Consider the following 17,180-nt stretch of genomic DNA (forward strand, 5'->3'; position numbering starts at 1 on the left):
AAAAGACGTACCGGAGGCTGAACAGGGGAAGGCAAGGAGCCGTACTACTCGGCATCCCCGGCACCATGGCGGGGGAGCAGACGCGCCGCACCTGGAGGGTCGTCCGTTGTTCAGCATCACCGTCCGCGATCACATCATGATCGCCCACAGCTTCCGCGGCGAGGTCTTCGGACCGGCGCAGCGCCTGCACGGGGCCACCTTCCTCGTGGACGCCACGTTCCGGCGCGAACAGCTGGACGAGGACAACATCGTCGTCGACATCGGGCTGGCGACCCAGGAACTCGGGGCGGTGGTCGGCGAGCTGAACTACCGCAACCTCGACAACGAGCCCGACTTCGCCGGTGTCAACACCTCCACGGAGTTCCTCGCCAAGGTCATCGCCGACCGGCTCGCCGAGCGCATCCACAAGGGCGCGCTGGGCGAGGGCGCCAAGGGCATCGCGGGCCTGACCGTCACCCTGCACGAGTCGCACATCGCGTGGGCGAGTTACGAGCGTGCGCTGTGACCGACACGACGATCGAACGGCCCGGGCAGAGCGGACCGGCACCGGCGCGGCTGAATTATGTACCCGTGCAGCACGCCGCCCTGAAGAACGCCGAGATCATCCCCATGTCCCTGCGCACCGTGCACTTCGTGCTGCCGGGCGGCATCGACGACCCGGCCACGCCCAGCGGCGGCAACGCCTACGACCGGCGCGTGTGCCTGGACCTGCCCGGCTTCGGCTGGCAGGTGACCAAGCACGCCGTGGCCGGTGACTGGCCCCGGCCTGGGGCGGCGGCCCGTACGGAACTCGCCCGCGCCCTGAGCGGCTTGCCCGACGGTGCCGTCGTCCTGCTCGACGGGCTGGTCGCCTGCGGCGTCCCGGAGATCGTCGTGCCCGAGGCGGAACGTTTGCGCATGGCCGTCCTCGTCCACCTTCCGCTCGGCGACGAGACGGGCCTCGACCCGGCCGTGGCCGCCGAACTCGACGCCAAGGAGCGGGCGGTGCTGCGGGCGGTGCCGGCGGTGATCGCCACCAGCGACTGGGCGGTCCGCCGTCTGGTCGCCCACCACGGCCTTCCCCCGGAGCGGGTGCACGTCGCGGCCCCCGGCGCCGACATCGCGCCGCTCGCGCCCGGCACCGACGGTGTCTCACGGCTGCTGTGCGTGGCCGCCGTGACCCCGCGCAAGGGACAGCACCGGCTGGTGGAGGCGCTGGCCACGGTGACCGACCTGCCGTGGAGCTGCGTGTGCGTCGGCAGTCTCACTCAGGACCCGGAGTATGTCGCCCATCTGCGGTCCCTCATCGCCGAGCACGGCCTGGAGGACCGGTTGGAGCTGGCGGGGCCGCAGTCCGGCGCCGCACTGGACGCCCGTTACGCCACCGCCGACCTGATGGTGCTCACCTCGTACGCCGAGACGTACGGCATGGCCGTGACCGAGGCACTGGCGCGTGGCATCCCGGTCATGGCCACGGACGTCGGCGGGCTCCCCGAGGCGGTCGGCCGCGCCCCCGACGGCGGTGTGCCCGGCATCCTCGTCCCGCCGGAGAACTCCGCCGCCATCGCCGCGGAGCTGCGCTGCTGGTTCGGCGAGGCGGACGTACGCCGTCGCCTCAAGGCCGCCGCCCGCAGCCGCCGCGTCGCCCTCGGCGGCTGGGCGGCGACCGCACAGAGCCTGGCGGCGGTACTGCGCCGGCTCCCGACCGACCCCCGGAGGGCCGCATGACGAACCCGGCGACGACCCACACGATTCCGGCCCAACTTGGGCCGAGGGAGGCTGCCGAGTCGATGGACCGCGTGATTCCGGGCGCGGGACCGAGCGGCAATCCCGGGCCGGGGGAGGGTGCCCCGTCGGCGGGTGCCACGATCCCGGGCGGGGGTGCCGGCGGGCAGGCCGCCGGGGTGATGGGTGCTGTGCTTCCGGGCTCGGGTCCTGGCGGGCAGGCGGCCCCGTCGACGGACGCCGTGATCCCGGGCGGGGGTCCCGGCGGGCAGGCCGCCGGGTCGGCGGACGCCGTGATCCCTGGCTCGGCCTTCAGCGGGCAGTCCGGGCCGGCGCAGGCCGCGGACGCCGTCATCCCGGGCGCCGGCCCCAGCGGATACCCCGGCGCACGGCCCACTGTGAAGCTGCGTGAGGCCGACCCCGACGATCCGCCCCGTTACGCGCCCGAGTGGCTGGAGTTGCGGGAGTCGGCCGACGCCGCCGCGCGGGCGCACGATCTGCTCGACCCGTTGCGCATCCGGCTCGCCAACCTGCCGGGCAAGTCCGGCGGTGTCGTCATCCACGACCTCGGGTGCGGTACCGGCTCGATGGGCCGCTGGCTCGCCCCCTGCCTGGACGGCGCGCAGCACTGGATCCTGCACGACCGCGACCCCTACCTGCTGCACTTCGCCGCCGTCACCTCCCCGCGCTCCGCCGCCGACGGCAGCCGGGTCACGGCGGAGACGCGGCGCGGTGACGTCGCCCGCCTCACCGCGGACGCCCTGCGCGGCGCGTCCCTGGTGACGGCGTCCGCGCTGCTGGACGTCCTCACCCGCGAGGAGGTCGACGCCCTCGCCGCCGCCTGCGCCGGAGCCGGCTGCCCGGCCCTGCTGACGCTGTCCGTCGCCGGCCGTGTGGAACTGACGCCGTCACACCCGCTGGACTCGGAGATCGCCCAGGCGTTCAACGACCACCAGCGCCGCGACGGTCTGCTCGGTCCCGACGCGGTGACGGCGGCGACCGAGGCGTTCTCCGAGCACGGCGCGACGGTACGGCTGCATCCGAGCCCGTGGCGGCTCGGCCCCGAGCAGGCCGCGCTCACCGAGCAGTGGCTGCGCGGCTGGGTCGGCGCCGCCGTCGAGGAGCGTCCCGACCTGCGCGCCGCCGCCGACGCCTATCTGGCCGAACGCCTGGCCGCCTGCGCCGCCGGCCAGTTGCGCGTCACCGTCCACCACACCGACCTACTGGCCCTGTGCCGCCCGGCGGGCGGAGCGTCATGAGCCCGCGGGCGGGAGTGGACGTCGCGCCACGGGGCGCGGTGGCGGGGACGCGTGTGCGGCTGAAACCCGCTGACACCGCCCGGTTGCCGGAGACCGCCGACGGCGCGGGCCGGCTCGGTGAAACCGGTGCTCCGGCGCCGTCGTCGGCCGCCGCCGAGCCGTCGCGCCGGCTCGCCGCCACGGTCCCGGACGGGCCGTCGGCGACCGTCGGCGGCCGTCCTTCGCCCGCCGGGGCCGGGACGAGCACCGCGATCGCGCCCCTGGCCGATCCGGACGTGCCGTGCCCGGTCGCCGACGGCACGGGCGTGCGCCTACTCGGCGAGCCGGCCCTCTCCCCACGCGCCGTGGTCGACGCCGAGACCCCGACGCCCACGACCCGCCCGGAGGCCTCCCGTCCCGGCCCCGTCCGTACCGCCCTCGCCCGGCTCGGCTCCCCCAAGGCCCGTACGCACCTCGGCACCTTCGCCGGAGTCGTCATCCTCGGCGTGCTGCTGTGGCGGCTGGGCACCGGGGTCTTCCTGGACGGGCTGCGCCGCATCGACGGAACATCCCTGGTGCTGGCCCTCGGAATCGGGCTCGTCACCACCGTGTTCAGCGCCTGGCGATGGGCGCTCGTGGCCCGGAGCCTGAGGATCCGGCTGCCGTTCGGGCCGGCCGTCGCCGACTACTACCGGGCGCTGTTCCTGAACGCGGCGCTGCCCGGCGGTGTGCTCGGCGACGTGCACCGGGCGGTGCGGCACGGGCAGAGCGAGGGGGACGTGCGGCGGGGCGTGAAGGCCGTCGTCCTCGAACGGGCCGCCGGGCAGATCGCGTTGTTCGCCGTCGGGGCCGTGGTCCTGCTGACCATGCCCTCGCCGGTGCTGGCCGAGGCCCGGCACATCGCCCCGCTCGCGGTCCTGGCCGCACTCGGCGCACTCGCCGTCGCCCTCGCCCTGCGCATGAACCGCGCGGCGCCCTCCCGACGGGGCCGGGCGCTGCGCGCCACGCTCGCCGAGGCGCGCGAGGGGCTGCTGTCCCGCCGCAACGGGCCCGGAGTCATCGTCTCCTCCGTGGTCGTCCTGGCAGGCTACGTCGCCATGTTCGTACTCGCCGCCCGTGTCGCCGGAGCCGCCGCCTCCGTGGCCGTACTGGTGCCGCTCGCCGTACTGGCGCTGCTGGCCATGGGCCTGCCGCTGAACGTCGGCGGCTGGGGACCGAGGGAAGGCGTCACCGCCTGGGCGTTCGGCGCCGCGGGCCTGGGCGCCGGGCGGGGACTCGCCGTCGCGGTCGTCTACGGGGTGCTCAGCCTCGTGGCGAGCCTGCCCGGCCTGGTCGTGCTCGTCGCCCGCTGGTACGCGGGCCTGCGCGCCGGGTCCCGGCCCGCCTCACCGGCACCCGGCCCCGGCCCCGCGACCGTGGCCGACTACTCGTCGGAGGTCAGCAGCGAGAAATACGCCCCGAAGGAATCCGCCAGGCTCGCCAGGAGTTCCTTCCCCTTTTCCGCCGAACCCAGCGAAGGACGGCCGATGACACCGGAATCGGTATAACCGGACATGCCGAGGGTGAGCAGATGACGCCGGTCGTCAGCGACGAAATCGGAAGTCTCATAACCGGGTCGGAGCATTTCGGGATGAGCGTGCAGAAGGATGGAGGTCTCTATTTCCCCCGCGTGCATGTCGGTGAGCAGCGAGGTGAGCACACCCGCCCGCTCCCGCGCCGCCTCCCAGTCCTCCGGGGCCGGGAACAGCGCCATCCGCTCGCCGCGGGCGGAGGATTCCTGAACGACGTTGCCCAGCACGTAGTTTCCGCCGTGCCCGTTGACCACCACCAGGGCGTCGACGCCCGACCGGCGCAGCGAAGCCGCTATGTCCCGTACCACCGCATGAAGGGTCACCGAGGAGATGCTCACGGTCCCCGGCCAGGCCGCGTGCTCGTGCGAGCAGGAGATCGTCACCGGAGGAAGGAGGTGCACCGGGTACGCGCCGGCTATCTCCCGCGCGACGGCACAGGCGACGAGCGTGTCGGTCGCCAGCGGAAGATACGGACCGTGCTGCTCGAAGCTGCCCACGGGAAGCACCGCGACCTGCCGTGAGACACCGGCGCCCCGCGTCCGTACGTCTTCCGTGGTGTCCGCCGGCACCAGATCACTCATAACGACACGGCCTTTCGTCTCTGCTTAGGAACTCGAGAATCATGACAGAAAAAATTGGCGTACTCGGCAAGAAGTCCCCGCAGCGGACCGGCGTGGAACGCGTCGTGAATGCGCCCTTGCCCACCGTGTACGGGAAATTCCAGGCGGTCGGCTACCTGGACCACGACCGCGGTGACGAACAAGTGGCGCTGGTCTACGGCGACCTCGGCACCGACGACGTGCTCATCCGGCTGCACTCGGAATGCCTGACCGGCGACGCCTTCGGCTCCCAGCACTGCGAGTGCGGCGACCAGCTCGACGCCGCCCTGCGCGCGGTCGTCGCCGAGGGCGCCGGTGTCGTCGTCTACCTCAGAGGGCATGAGGGCCGCGGTATCGGCCTGCTCGCCAAGCTGCGCGCGATGGCCCTCCAGGCGGAGGGTCTGGACACCGTCGAGGCCAACCTCGCCCTCGGCCTGCCGGTGGACGCCCGCGACTACGGCGTGGCGGCCCGGATCCTCGACGACCTGGGCGTCAAGTCCGTGCGCCTGATGTCCAACAACCCGCGCAAGCGCGAGGCGCTGGTGAACCACGGCATCGAGGTCGCCGAGCAGGTGCCGCTGCTGATCCCGCCGTGCGAGAACAACATCACCTATCTGCGGACCAAGCGGGAGCGCCTCGACCACCACCTGCCCCACCTCGACGCGGTGGTCAGCTCCTCCTGAGACGCCGGGGCAGGTTCCGGTGCCCCTCGACGTGACCTGGGCGCATGGGCGCGCGACCCCCGGGCGGGCCGCGTACGCTTCGTGGACGTCAGCCCCTTGAGCGCCGGCCCTTTGCGGCCGGCGCCTCACGTCCGGAGGCCCACCTGGTATGACCGAGCTCCATCTGTGGCTGCGCCACGAGGCCCGAACGACCGAGCGACGCACACCGGTCGTGCCCGACGACGCCCGGCGGCTCGTCGAGCACGGAGTGGCACTGACCGTCGAGGACTCCCCGCAGCGGGTCTTCCCGACCGAGGAGTACGAGGCGGCCGGCTGCCGCGTCGCCCCCGCGGGCTCCTGGGTGTCGGCCCCGCGGGACACCGTCGTGCTCGGCCTGAAGGAACTGCCCGACGACCCGGCCGAACTGACGCACCGGCACGTCTTCTTCGGCCACGCCTACAAGGGCCAGCCGGGAGCGGCCGGCCTGCTGCGCCGGTTCGCCGCCGGGGGCGGGGCGCTGTTCGACCTGGAGTACCTGGTGGACGACAGCGGGCGACGCCTCGCCGCCTTCGGGTTCTGGGCCGGCTACCTGGGCGCGGCCCTCGCCGTGCTCCAGCACCGCGGCCGGCTGCGGGCGCCGCTGACGCCCACGACGAAGGAGGCCCTGGACGAGACGCTGAAGCCCGCCGCGGACGACGCCGAGTTCACCGGCCTGGTCATCGGCGCCCTGGGACGCAGCGGCCGCGGTGCCCGCACGGCCTTCGCCACCGCGGGTGTGGACCCGACCTGCTGGGACCTCGCCGAGACCCGCGACCTGGACCGCCGCGCCCTGCTGGAGCACGACGTGATGGTGAACGCGGTGCTCGCCACCGGCCCCGTCCCGCCCTTCCTCCGCGAGCAGGACCTCGACGCCCAGGGCCGCCGCCTGCGCACCCTGTGCGACGTCACGTGCGACGTCGGCTCCCCGCTCAACGTCCTTCCGGTGTACGACGAGACCACCGACTGGGACGAGCCCGTCCGCCGGTTGCGCGAGGAACCCCCGCTCGACCTGATCGCCATCGACAACCTGCCCTCCCTGCTGCCGCTGGAGTCCAGCGCCGACTTCTCGGCCGCCCTCCTGCCCCACCTGCTCGATTTCGGCGTCACCGGGCCCTGGGGACGCTGTCTGGACCGGTTCCGTCAGGCATGCCGTGAACACGGCCTCGACAAGGGGGAGATCCATGAGCACTGACCCGGTACCCGCGAGCGGCACCGTCCACTGGATCGGCGCCGGCCTGTCCACGGGCAGCGGTCTGGCCACGCTGTGCGACACCGCCGAGCGCGTACGGCTCTGGCACCGCACCGAGAGCCGCGCGGCCGACGCCCTCGACCGGCTGGGCCTCGCCGGACGGGCCGAGCCCCGCGCCTACACGCTGCCCGCCCTCGCCGCCGAACTGGCGCCCGGCGACGTCGTGGTGTCGATGCTGCCCGCGCCGGAGCACGCGCCGCTGCTCGCGGAGTGTGTCCGGCTCGGGGCGCACTTCGCCTGCTCCAGCTATGTGTCCGAGGCGGTCCTCGATCAGGTGCCCGCCGCCGAGAAGGCCGGGGTCGTCGTCCTCACCGAGGCCGGGCTGGACCCGGGCATCGACCACCTCTTCGCCCACGCCCTCGTCGCCCGCGCCCGGGAGGCCATCGGCGATCGGACGCCGGCCTCGTACACCCTCACGTCGTACTGCGGCGGCGTCCCGGCCGTCCCGAACGACTTCACGTACCGCTTCAGCTGGGCACCGGCGGGGGTCCTCAACGCCCTGCGCTCCCCGGCCCGTTACATCGAGGGCGGCGCCGAGACGGTCGCCGACCGCCCGTGGGAGGCGACCCGGCGGCACGTCGTCGACCGGGAGACCTTCGAGGTCTACCCCAACCGTGACAGCGTCCCCTTCGTCGCGCAGTACGGACTGCCGGCCGCCTGGACACCGCGCACGTTCGTCCGCGGCACCCTGCGTCTTCAGGGCTGGCTGCGCGCCTGGGACGGCGTCTTCGAGGAGCTGAAGAGGGGCGACGACGCCCGGATCACCGCCCTGGCCCAGGAACTGGCTGCCGCCTACCCCACCACGGACGACGACCGGGACCGGGTCGTCCTCGCCGTGTCGCTGGACGTCCGGGCCGCGACCGGGCGGACCTGGGCGGGCGGCTACCTCCTGGACCTGGTGGGCGACACCCAGGAGAGCGCGATGGCCCGCTGCGTCTCGCGCACCCTCGCCCTGGGCGTCCGCCACGTCCTGGACGGCTCCCTGCCGCCGGGCCTGAACCGCGCCGCCGAGACGGCGGCCCGGTCCGAACAGTGGCTGAGTGAACTGGCCGGGGACGGCCTCGAGTTCACGCTCCGCGTCGACCAGTAGCGAAGGTCAGCCCGAGACGGCCTCGTGGACGAACTTCTTGAGGTCGCGGAAGACCGTGTGGGAGGACCTGGGTCGCACCTGCGTCATGAACTGCACCGTCAGGTCGCGGCCCGGGTCCACCCAGAACGTCGTCGTGGCCACCCCGCTCCAGCTGTAGGAGCCGAGCCCGGACGGCGCCTGGGTGCGGGACGGGTCGATCACCACGGAGACGTTGAGCCCGAAGCCGAGCCCCTCGTTGCCGGGCTCGTCGTGGGCCGGGCGGCTGCCGAAGGCCCGCAGATCGGCGTTGCCGGGCAGGTGGTTGCGGGTCATCAGGTCCACCGTCTCCGGGGCGAGCAGCCGGACGCCGTCCAGCTCGCCCCGGCGGCGCAGGAACTCCATGAAGCGGTGGTAGTCGTGGGCGGACGCCACCATGCCGCCACTGCCGGACAGGAACCGCGGCCGGCCGCCGCGCAGCGGCAGACCGGGGATCCGCTCGATGCCGCCGCCCTCCTTCTCCCCGTACATCTCGGACAGCCGGGGCGCCTGCTCGTCCGTGACGTGGAACCCCGCGTCCGTCATGCCGAGCGGCCCGAAGATCCGCTCGGCACAGAACACGTCGAGCGGCTGCCCCGACACGACCTCGACGACCCGGCCCAGGACATTGCTCGCCACCGAGTAGTTCCACTGCGTGCCCGGCTCGAACTGCAACGGCAGACTCGCGTACACCTCGATCGTCTCGGCCAGGTCCGCGCCCGGCCGCACCGACGACTCCAGACCGGCCTCGCGGTACAGGGCGTCCACCGGGTGGGTGTGGTAGAAGCCGAAGGTCAGACCCGAGGTGTGGGTCATCAGGTGCCGGACGAGTATCGGGCCGGTGGCCGGACGGGTCCGGACGTCGGGCCCGGAGCCGCCGACGTAGACCCTCGGGTCGGCGAAGGCCGGCAGGTGGTCGGCGACCGGGTCGTCCAGCGACAGCCGCCCCTCCTCCACCAGCAGCAGCGCGGCGACCGCGGTGACCGGTTTCGTCATGGAGTAGACCCGCCACAGCGTGTCCGGCTCGACGGGCTGCCCGGCCGCGATGTCGCGCAGACCGTGCGTCGTGAGGTGGGCGACGCGTCCGGCGCGGGCCACGGACACGAGGAAGCCCGGAAGCCGGCCCTCGTCGACGAGCCGGGCGAAGTGCCGGTCCAGACGGCCCAGCGCCCGCGGATCCAGCCCGGCCTCACCCGGGTCGACCTCTTGTCGCAGCTGTGCCATCGCTCATCCTCCGTCGCACTCGTCGAGGTGAGATCCGGCATACCCCGACCGGACCGCCTCAGACCTCATCCTCGTGCAGGAACCATTCGTGATCACGCAAGAGCCGATGAACGGGCCGTCCGCGTCGTGGTGACCATGGCGGACGAGCTCCGATGACTGCCCATCAGGCCGCCCCGCACCGGCTAGGGTTGATGCACTGCAACGACCACGTGGGGGGAGTGCGGCCGCATGCTGGACCCGATCTCGCTGGGCGCGATCGGCGCGGTACTCGGAGCCGTCGGAGCGGGCATGGCCAACGAGGCCGGCAGATGGGCCTGGGAATCGGCCGGCGGACTGGTCCGCCGGATCACCGGACGCGAGGTGCCCGCACCCACCACGCACGGCCAGGTCGACGACGTGGCCCGCCTGGTCCACGAACGGGTCCGCGACGACCCCGAACTGGCTCGCACCTGGGCGGACTTCGCGCGCGGCGTACGCGGCACACCCGGATTCCCCACCGCTGCCCACCGCCCCTCCCTGCCCGCCGCCCCGCGCTCCTTCACCAACCGTGAGCAGGCGCTGAAACTCCTCGACAAGGAGGCGACCCGCCCCTTCGAGGGCCGCCCCCGGCTGGCCCTGCTGCACGGCCCCGAAGGCATCGGCACCAGCACCCTCGCCGTCCACTGGGGCTGGCGGCAGTCGGCCCGCTTCCCCGACGGCCAGCTCCACGCCGACCTGCGCACCCTCGCCCCGGAGGCCGTCGCAGGCACCCTGCTGCGCCAAATGGGCCTGCCCGAAGCGGAGATGCCCCCCTCCGCGGAGGACCGCACCGCCCTCTTCCGCCGCTGCCTGACGGATCGCCGGCTGTTTCTCGTGCTCGACCACGCCCGCTCCGCCGCCCAGGTCAAGCCGCTGCTGGTCGCGGCGCCCGACGTCGTCACGATCGTCGTCGCACGACAACCGCTCATCGACCTCGGCGCCCTCCGGATCCCCGTGGGCCCGCTGGCCCGGCGGGACGCCGTGCGGCTGCTCACCACGCTGGCAGGCAAACCGGCCGTCGCCGCGGCCCGGGCCACCCTGCCGGCCGTACTCGACCGCTGCGCCGGCTCGCCCTACGCCCTGTGCGCCGCCGCACCCCGACTGACCGACCCGCCCACCCCGTCCACGGAAGCCGCCGTGCCCCAGAGCGACCCCGTCCTCGCCGCCGCCGAGGACTCCTACCGCCGGCTCACGCCCGGCGCCGCCCGTCTCTATCGCCTCGCCGGACTCCACGACTGGCCCGGCCTGGACGCCGCCGCGGCCGCCCGCGCCGCCGACGTCGACGAGGCCGAGGCCGCGCGGCACCTGGAGGAACTCGCCGGCGCGCTGCTCGTCGAACAGTCCGGCACCGGCCGCTTCCGGTACCGGCCCGCCGTGCGAGCCCATGCCGAGCGCACGGCCGCCGCCGTCGACGGCATCGCCGCCTGCTCGGCGTCCGTCACCCGCGTCGTCGCCCACTACCGCGACCTCGCGGTCGGCGCCGCGCGGGCGGCCCTGCCGCAGAGCTGGCGGGTGCCCGCCGCGCCCTCGCCGGTGTCCTACCCGGACCCGGGCGCGGCCGTCGCCGCCCTCGCCGCCGAGGCACGCAACCTCGTGACGGCGGTCCGCGCGGCCGAGGACTTCGGGGACCGGGACACCGTCACCCTGTTGTGCCAGGCGCTGTGGCCGCTCCAGCTCAAGGCCGGACACCACGACGTCCTGCTGCCCGCGCTGCAAACCGGCGCGCGGATCGCCGACGACCACGTCCCCGGCAGCCGGACCGCCGGGGCACTGCACGCCCAACTCGCCCACACCCTGACCGAGTTGCGGCGCTGGGACGAGGCCGAGTCGGAGGCCGGGGCGGCCGCGCGCGACGAACGAGCCGCCGGCCATGTCCGCGGCCACGCCTCCGCGGTGGAGTTCCTGGGACTGCTGCGGCTGCGGCAGTGGCGCTTCGACGAGGCGTACGCCTGCTTCGAGGAGGCCGGCCGCATCCTCGACGGCATCGGCCCCGGCGACGAGGGCGCCGCCGACCTGCCACGCGCCCGTGCCCTGCTGGAGCGCCACCGGGGGCGTGCGCTGCGCGGCCTCGGGCGCCGGGAGGAGGCGGTGAAACACCTGGAGCGGGCGCTCGGCTTCTTCCGCTCCGGTGGGTCCGGTGGATCCGGGAGTTCCGGCGGTGAGGCCTACAACACAGCGCGCGCCCTCACCGACCTCGCCGAGACCCACCTCGACGGCGGTGCGCCCGGGGCCGCGCTGCCGCTGGTCGACGAGGCGCTCGCCGTGCTCGCGCGGGAGAACGCCACGTACCACGTCGCCCATCTGCGGGCGCTGCGGGAGCGGTGCGTCACACCCGAGTGACGGTCACGGGGTGCGCGGTCCGGCCCGTACGGACCGTCAGCCCCCGCACGTACAGCTCGTCCGGTGGCCTGCCCGCGGCGATCCAGGCGTGCAGGGCGGAGGCGTACACGGCAGGGTCGGCGTCCGCCCCGGGCCCGGAGTCCAGGCGGAGCAGAGTGCCGGCGCGGGTGCGGACGACGCACGTCCCGGGGCCGGTGACGTACGCGGCGAGCGCGCAGTGCGGATGCCGGTCGAGGACCTCCGCCGTCCATGCGGCCGGGGAGCCGAAGCGCGGGTCGTCGGCGTCGCCGTACCGGAACACGACGTCGGCGAGGGCGAGTTGGTCGCTCTCGCGGGTGTCCTCATGGAGCGCGGTGTGGGCGCTGCCGTGGCCGTCGGGCGGTGATTGCGGGCCCGCGTACCTCGTGACGGCGACCTCGGCGCAGGCCGGCAGCCGGGTGAGCACGGTCAGCGGCGCCGTGAGCCGCGCGGGCTCGTAGGGCGGCAGCGGGAGCGGGTCGAGCCGTGCGGGGCCGTCGGGTTCGGGGATGCCGAGGGCGTCGTAGAAGAGGCGTCGCAGCCGGGCCGCCGACTCGCCGGGTACGGAGCTGACGAACTCGGCCGCGTCCCGGGGTGGCTGATGCCGCTGGATGAGAGTGTCCACCTGGTCGCGCAGGGGGCGTACGGGATCCAGGCGGGGAGCGGCGCGGACGAACGCGTGGACGGGGGCGTCGGGGTCGAGGCCGGACAGGGGAGCGGCGCCCAGGAGTACGGGTGTGCCGAGGGCGGCGGCGTAGTAGGTGACCGAGCCGTGGTCGCCGATCACGGCGTCGGCGGCGAGCAGCGCCTGGCGCCAGCCGGCCAGGGGGTCGACGAGCGTCAGGCCGGACCGGCGGGCGCGGTCCAGCCAGGCGCGGATCTGGCCGGGGCCGTGCCCGTGCCAGACGTTGGGGTGCAGCACGGCCGCGAGACGGTACTCGTCGGCCGGGAACTCCGAGGTCAGCCGGGGCAGCAGGGACGGCAGCAGGTCATCGCCGCCGTCGCCGAACAGCGACTCGGGGTTCCAGGTGGAGCTGAGGACGATCAGGCGCCGGCCCCGGCCCACACCGAGGGCGCGGCGGAAACGCTCGCGGTAGGGACGGGCCGCCAGTATGCGGTCCCAGCAGGGGTCTCCGGCGATGACGGCCGTGGGCGCGGCCTCGGGGCAGACGGCACGCAGCCGTTCGTACTGCTCGGGGTGCGACAGCACGAGCACGTCCGCGATCGGCGACCCGTCCTCGCCGAGCAGCCACTCGGGCGACATCCCGAAGACGGGCGCAGGCTCCCGGCTCCCGGCACCCGGCACCCGGCACCCGGCACCCGGCACCCGGCACCCGGCACCCGGCACCCGGCACCCGGCACCCGGCACCCGGCACCCGGCACCGCCAGTCTCTTAGGGGTCCTTTCAGAATGCTGGGTGCTTGCGGGCGAGGGTCATGCAGTGGGCGAGCTGCAGGAAGGCGTCGTGCATGTCGTCTCGGGCGTCCCAGCGGGTGCGTAAGCGGCGAGGGCCGTGGAGCCAGGCGATGGCGGACTCGGCAACCCACCGCACACGGCCCAAGCCGGAGCCATGCGCCTGACCGCGCCGGGCGATCTTCGGGACGATGCCACGCTCACGTAGCCGACGGCGGTAGATGTCGTGGTCGTAGCCACGGTCGGCATACAAGGTGCGGGGCTTGCGCCGGGGCCGGCCCCGCTTGCCCCGCACCGGCGGCAGGCCGTCGACCAGCGGAAGGAGCTGGGTGACGTCGTTTCGGTGCCCGCCCGTCAACGACACCCGCAGCGGGGTGCCGTGCGCGTCGGTCAACACGTGGTGCTTCGAGCCCGGCCGTGCACGGTCAACCGGGCTCGGGCCGACTTTTGGGCTGCTTCGCCCCCGCTTGGCCTGCACGTGCGAGGCGTCAACGGTGACGCGGGAGAAGTCCAGGCGGTCTGCCGCCCGCAGCCGGTCCAGCAGCACCCGCTGGAGTTCCTCCCACACCCCGGCCTCCTGCCATTCGGCCAGCCGCCGCCAGCAGGTAGGACCGGAACCGAACCCCAACTCCTGCGGCAGGTACTCCCATTGGATTCCGGTGTAGAGGACGAACAGCACACCCTGCAGCGTTTTGCGGTCATCGATCCGCTTGCGCCCCGGGTGCCGGAACCGCCGTTCATGCTTCGGCAGCAGCGGCTCGATCACCGCCCACAGCTCGTCACTGACCTCCCACGGCTTGCGCCGCACCAGGGTCACCCCCAAGGAGCACGCACGGGATCACATACTTCTCCACCGTGCCACAAGAAGATCATTCTGCAAGGAGCCCTTAGTGTATCCAACGCCATGGGACAGTACGGTCAACTTCCCTTGTACTGAACGGAGTTGACCGCCAAAGCTGCTCGAAAGCGCGAGTGGGACCGGAGTCCTGACCGCCTGCTCCCACGGCACGACGGGAACGCCCGTGTCGGCCAGCAGCTCGGCGACACCGGCGCCGAACGCGGACGAGCCCGGGCAAGTCGCCAGCAACTGCACGCGCAGGTCGTCGTGGAAGAGGGGCAGGACGTCGCGGAGGCGGGTCGCGGCGGTGACGTTGTGGACGACGAGGAGCACCTTGCGACTGTGGCCCCGCGTGGCCCACCGCGCCGCGTCGTCCCCGACCGGCACCCGTATCCACCCGGCCCCCGACACCCGCTCGCCCACCTCTCGCGCTCCCTCTTCGCCCGTGACGGTGCACACGATATGCAACGGGCACCGGTCCGACGCCGGAGCCCGGCCTTGATAGGCAAGTCATTACTTGCCTATCGTGGGGGCATGGCGGAGGATGTCTTCAAGGCGCTGGCCGACCCCACCCGTCGGCGCATCCTGGACGAGCTGGCCGAACGGGACGGCCAGAGCCTGTTCGAGATCTGCACGCGGCTGGTGACCAAGTACGGTCTGGGACTGTCGCGCCAGGCGGTCAGTCAGCATCTGGCCGTACTGGAATCGGCGGGTCTGGTCGTTTCACGGCGCGAGGGCCGCTACAAGTTCCACGACCTGAACACCGAACCCCTTGAGCGCGTCATGACCCGATGGCTCAAGCCCGACGCAGCGGAGGACATCTCATGAGGATTCACATCACCAGCGTCTTCGTCGACGACCAGGACAAGGCCATGCGCTTCTACACCGAGGTACTGGGCTTCGTGAAGAAGCACGACGTCCCCGTGGGCGCGGACCGGTGGCTGACCGTGGTCTCGCCGGAGGATCCCGACGGGACGGAGCTCCTGCTCGAGCCGTCCGGCCATCCCGCGGTGCAGCCGTACAAGACGGCGCTGGTCGAGGACGGCATCCCGGCCGCCTCCTTCGCCGTGGACGACGTCCAGGCGGAGTTCGAGCGGCTGCGGGGTCTGGGTGTGCGGTTCACCCAGGAGCCACTGGAGATGGGCAGCATCACCTCGGCGGTGCTGGACGACACCTGCGGCAACCTGATCCAGCTCGTCCACACCAAGGCCTAGGCTCCGGGGCCCAGGACCGAAGGCCGATGTCACGGGGCGGCCGGTTTCCTAGGCTGCGAGGCGGATCGCCGTCGCAGACCAGGACGCCACGAGAAGAGGTCGCCATGCCCGTGAACGGTCGTAGCCACATCCGGATCGCCCGCCCGTCCAGGGACCTCGCGGCGGCCGAGCGGTTCTGGCGCGAGGGGCTCGGGCTCAGTGTCGTGTGGCGGTCCGAGGGCGGAGCCGAACCGGGTCACCATGACCTGCTGATGCTCGGCTGGCCCGACGCCGACTGGCATCTGGAGCTCGTGCATGAGTCGGCCCGGCCGGTTGAGCCCCGCCCCACCGAGGAGGATCTGCTGGTCGTGTACGCCGACGACCCGGTGCCGGACGATCTGATCGCCCGCCTGGAGCGGCACGGCGGCAAGCGGGTCGCATCCCCCAACCCTTACTGGAACGAATGGGGCGTCACCGTCGAGGATCCCGACGGCTATCGCCTGGTGCTGTGCCGCCGGGCGTGGTCCAACAGCTGAACGACCAGCTACCCCGCACCCGGCCGACCACCCGCCACCGGGCCCGGGAGGACCCGGCAGGGAGTGGTCCGGGCTCAGGCCGTCACCTTCTCCGGCTGGCTCGTCGCCCGGGCCGGGCGTTCCCCCAGCGCCTGAGTCGGAACCCGGTGCGTCTCTCGAGCCGTCAGCGCGGCGATGACCGGCGGCACGCACAGGGCCGCCGTGAACAGGGCCACCGCCGACCAGTCGTCGCCGCCCGGCCCCGCGATCCGCGCGGCGAACGTCACCGCGAAGCCGGCCGCCGCGAAGCCGATCTGCGTGCCGATGGCCACGCCGGACAGCCGGACCCGGGTCGTGAACATCTCGCCGTAGAAGGCGGGCCACACACCGTTCGCGGCGCTGTAGACCACTCCGAAGCAGAGGATGCCCAGCAGGAACGTCAGCAGGTACGAGCCTGTGGAGACGGCCCACAGGTACAGGAACATCGTCGCCGCGCTGCCCACCGCACCGATCAGGTACACCGGGCGGCGGCCGATCCGGTCGGACAGCGTGGCCCACAGCGGGATCGCGGCGAGCGCGACGAGGTTGGCCAGGGCGCCCACCCACAGCATGGCGGTGCGCGACATACCGACCGCGTCGCTCGTGGCGTACGCCAGTGCCCACACCGTGAAGATGGTGCTCACCGAGGCGATGAGCGCGCCCGCGATCACCCGCAGCACATCCGTCCAGTGCTCGCGCAGCAGCACGACCAGCGGCAGTTTGACGACGCCCTCCTCGGCGGCCTGCTGGGCGAAGGCCGGGGTCTCGTCCAGCTTGCGCCGGATGACGTAGCCGGCGACGGCGACGCCGACGCTCAGCCAGAACGGCACCCGCCAGCCCCACGACAGCAACTGCTCCTCGGGCATCGCGGCGACCGGGATGAAGACCAGCGTGGCCAGCAACTGCCCGCCCTGCGTGCCGCTGAGGGTGAAGCTGGTGAAGAAGCCACGCCGGCCCGGCGGCGCGTGTTCCAGCGTCATGGAGTTGGCGCTGGCCTGTTCGCCCGCCGCCGAGATGCCCTGGAGCACCCGGCACAGCACGAGCAGGACCGGGGCGAGCGTGCCGACCTGGTCCCGGGTCGGCAGACAGCCGATCAAGAACGTCGACAGGCCCATCAGCATCAGCGTGAAGACCATGATCTTCTTGCGGCCGAGCTTGTCGCCGAAGTGGCCGAGGACCAGCGCGCCGACCGGGCGGGCGGCGTACGCGACGCCGAACGTGGCCAGTGACAGCAGGGTCGCGGTGGCCGGGTCGGACTCGTCGAAGAACACCTCGGGGAAGATCAGCGCGGCGGCGCTGCCGTAGATGAAGAAGTCGTAGTACTCCAGCGCGCTGCCGATCCAGGCGGCGGTCGCGGCTTTCCTGGGCTGACCGGGCGGGGCTGCGGCCCCTTGGGGCGTGGCGGGGACGGACAC

16 protein-coding genes and 1 pseudogene are annotated in these 17,180 nt (G+C 73.2%); 11 read left to right on the plus strand and 6 right to left on the minus strand.

The window, feature by feature from the left end; translation table 11 throughout:
- Window positions 1-106 precede the first annotated feature (106 nt).
- From PV963_RS38000 to PV963_RS38015, 4 genes and pseudogenes are all read left to right on the plus strand, one after another.
- Window positions 107-505: a 6-pyruvoyl trahydropterin synthase family protein gene (locus PV963_RS38000; RefSeq protein ID WP_274820990.1), complete on the plus strand. Its 399-nt coding sequence runs from the start codon at window positions 107-109 to the stop codon at window positions 503-505.
- Window positions 502-1,707, plus strand: coding sequence for a glycosyltransferase family 4 protein (locus PV963_RS38005; RefSeq protein WP_274820991.1), 1,206 nt, complete (start codon window positions 502-504; stop codon window positions 1,705-1,707). Before PV963_RS38000 ends, PV963_RS38005 begins: the two co-directional genes overlap by 4 nt.
- 62 nt (window positions 1,708-1,769) lie before the next feature.
- Window positions 1,770-2,963: an SAM-dependent methyltransferase gene (locus PV963_RS38010; RefSeq protein WP_425540981.1), complete on the plus strand. Its 1,194-nt coding sequence runs from the start codon at window positions 1,770-1,772 to the stop codon at window positions 2,961-2,963.
- Window positions 2,960-4,210: pseudogene (locus tag PV963_RS38015) on the plus strand (lysylphosphatidylglycerol synthase transmembrane domain-containing protein); the annotation flags it as partial. The gene PV963_RS38010 and the pseudogene PV963_RS38015, both read left to right, overlap by 4 nt.
- A 155-nt stretch (window positions 4,211-4,365) precedes the next feature.
- Here PV963_RS38015 and PV963_RS38020 read toward each other — a convergent pair.
- Window positions 4,366-5,094 (minus strand): creatininase family protein, encoded by a 729-nt coding sequence (locus tag PV963_RS38020; RefSeq protein WP_342456414.1) that lies wholly within the window; start codon window positions 5,092-5,094, stop codon window positions 4,366-4,368.
- 41 nt (window positions 5,095-5,135) lie between these two features.
- On the opposite strand from PV963_RS38020, the gene ribA reads away from it, so the two are divergent.
- From ribA to PV963_RS38035, 3 genes are all read left to right on the plus strand, one after another.
- Window positions 5,136-5,795 (plus strand): GTP cyclohydrolase II, encoded by a 660-nt coding sequence (ribA, locus tag PV963_RS38025; protein WP_059421618.1) that lies wholly within the window; start codon window positions 5,136-5,138, stop codon window positions 5,793-5,795.
- A gap of 148 nt (window positions 5,796-5,943) precedes the next feature.
- The gene (locus tag PV963_RS38030) at window positions 5,944-7,005 is read left to right on the plus strand and encodes a saccharopine dehydrogenase (RefSeq protein ID WP_274820992.1); all 1,062 of its coding nucleotides are present in this window, start codon (window positions 5,944-5,946) and stop codon (window positions 7,003-7,005) included.
- Window positions 6,995-8,152 carry a saccharopine dehydrogenase family protein gene (locus tag PV963_RS38035; protein WP_274820993.1) on the plus strand — a complete coding sequence of 386 codons (1,158 nt, stop codon included), beginning with the start codon at window positions 6,995-6,997 and terminating at the stop codon, window positions 8,150-8,152. Before PV963_RS38030 ends, PV963_RS38035 begins: the two co-directional genes overlap by 11 nt.
- A gap of 6 nt (window positions 8,153-8,158) precedes the next feature.
- Here PV963_RS38035 and PV963_RS38040 read toward each other — a convergent pair whose 3' ends face one another.
- Complete coding sequence (locus PV963_RS38040) at window positions 8,159-9,391, minus strand: serine hydrolase domain-containing protein (RefSeq protein ID WP_274820994.1); 1,233 nt, start codon at window positions 9,389-9,391, stop codon at window positions 8,159-8,161.
- Window positions 9,392-9,619: 228 nt separating this feature from the next.
- On the opposite strand from PV963_RS38040, the gene PV963_RS38045 reads away from it, so the two are divergent.
- On the plus strand, window positions 9,620-11,749 hold the full coding sequence (locus PV963_RS38045; RefSeq protein WP_274820995.1) for a tetratricopeptide repeat protein: 2,130 nt from the start codon (window positions 9,620-9,622) through the stop codon (window positions 11,747-11,749).
- On the opposite strand, the gene PV963_RS38050 is transcribed toward PV963_RS38045, so the two are convergent.
- The 3 genes from PV963_RS38050 to PV963_RS38060 form a co-directional block, all read right to left on the minus strand.
- Window positions 11,736-13,031, minus strand: a complete 1,296-nt coding sequence (locus tag PV963_RS38050; RefSeq protein WP_274820996.1) for a hypothetical protein — start codon at window positions 13,029-13,031, stop codon at window positions 11,736-11,738. The two genes, PV963_RS38045 and PV963_RS38050, sit on opposite strands and share 14 nt — an antisense overlap.
- Before the next feature lie 141 nt (window positions 13,032-13,172).
- A complete protein-coding gene (locus PV963_RS38055) occupies window positions 13,173-13,991 on the minus strand; it encodes an IS5 family transposase (RefSeq protein WP_274822027.1) in 819 nt (272 codons plus the stop codon).
- Between the two features lie 27 nt (window positions 13,992-14,018).
- Window positions 14,019-14,351: a hypothetical protein gene (locus tag PV963_RS38060; protein ID WP_425540982.1), complete on the minus strand. Its 333-nt coding sequence runs from the start codon at window positions 14,349-14,351 to the stop codon at window positions 14,019-14,021.
- Window positions 14,352-14,552: 201 nt separating this feature from the next.
- On the opposite strand from PV963_RS38060, the gene PV963_RS38065 reads away from it, so the two are divergent.
- The 3 genes from PV963_RS38065 (at window position 14,553) to PV963_RS38075 (ending at window position 15,747) form a co-directional block, all read left to right on the plus strand.
- A complete protein-coding gene (locus PV963_RS38065) occupies window positions 14,553-14,846 on the plus strand; it encodes an ArsR/SmtB family transcription factor (RefSeq protein WP_274820997.1) in 294 nt (97 codons plus the stop codon).
- A complete protein-coding gene (locus tag PV963_RS38070) occupies window positions 14,843-15,232 on the plus strand; it encodes a VOC family protein (protein ID WP_274820998.1) in 390 nt (129 codons plus the stop codon). Before PV963_RS38065 ends, PV963_RS38070 begins: the two co-directional genes overlap by 4 nt.
- Before the next feature lie 104 nt (window positions 15,233-15,336).
- Window positions 15,337-15,747: a VOC family protein gene (locus tag PV963_RS38075; protein ID WP_274820999.1), complete on the plus strand. Its 411-nt coding sequence runs from the start codon at window positions 15,337-15,339 to the stop codon at window positions 15,745-15,747.
- Between the two features lie 74 nt (window positions 15,748-15,821).
- Here PV963_RS38075 and PV963_RS38080 read toward each other — a convergent pair whose 3' ends face one another.
- Window positions 15,822-17,180, minus strand: coding sequence for an MFS transporter (locus PV963_RS38080; RefSeq protein WP_274821000.1), 1,359 nt, complete (start codon window positions 17,178-17,180; stop codon window positions 15,822-15,824).

This window comes from Streptomyces coeruleorubidus (assembly GCF_028885415.1).
Classification (GTDB): domain Bacteria; phylum Actinomycetota; class Actinomycetes; order Streptomycetales; family Streptomycetaceae; genus Streptomyces; species Streptomyces coeruleorubidus_A.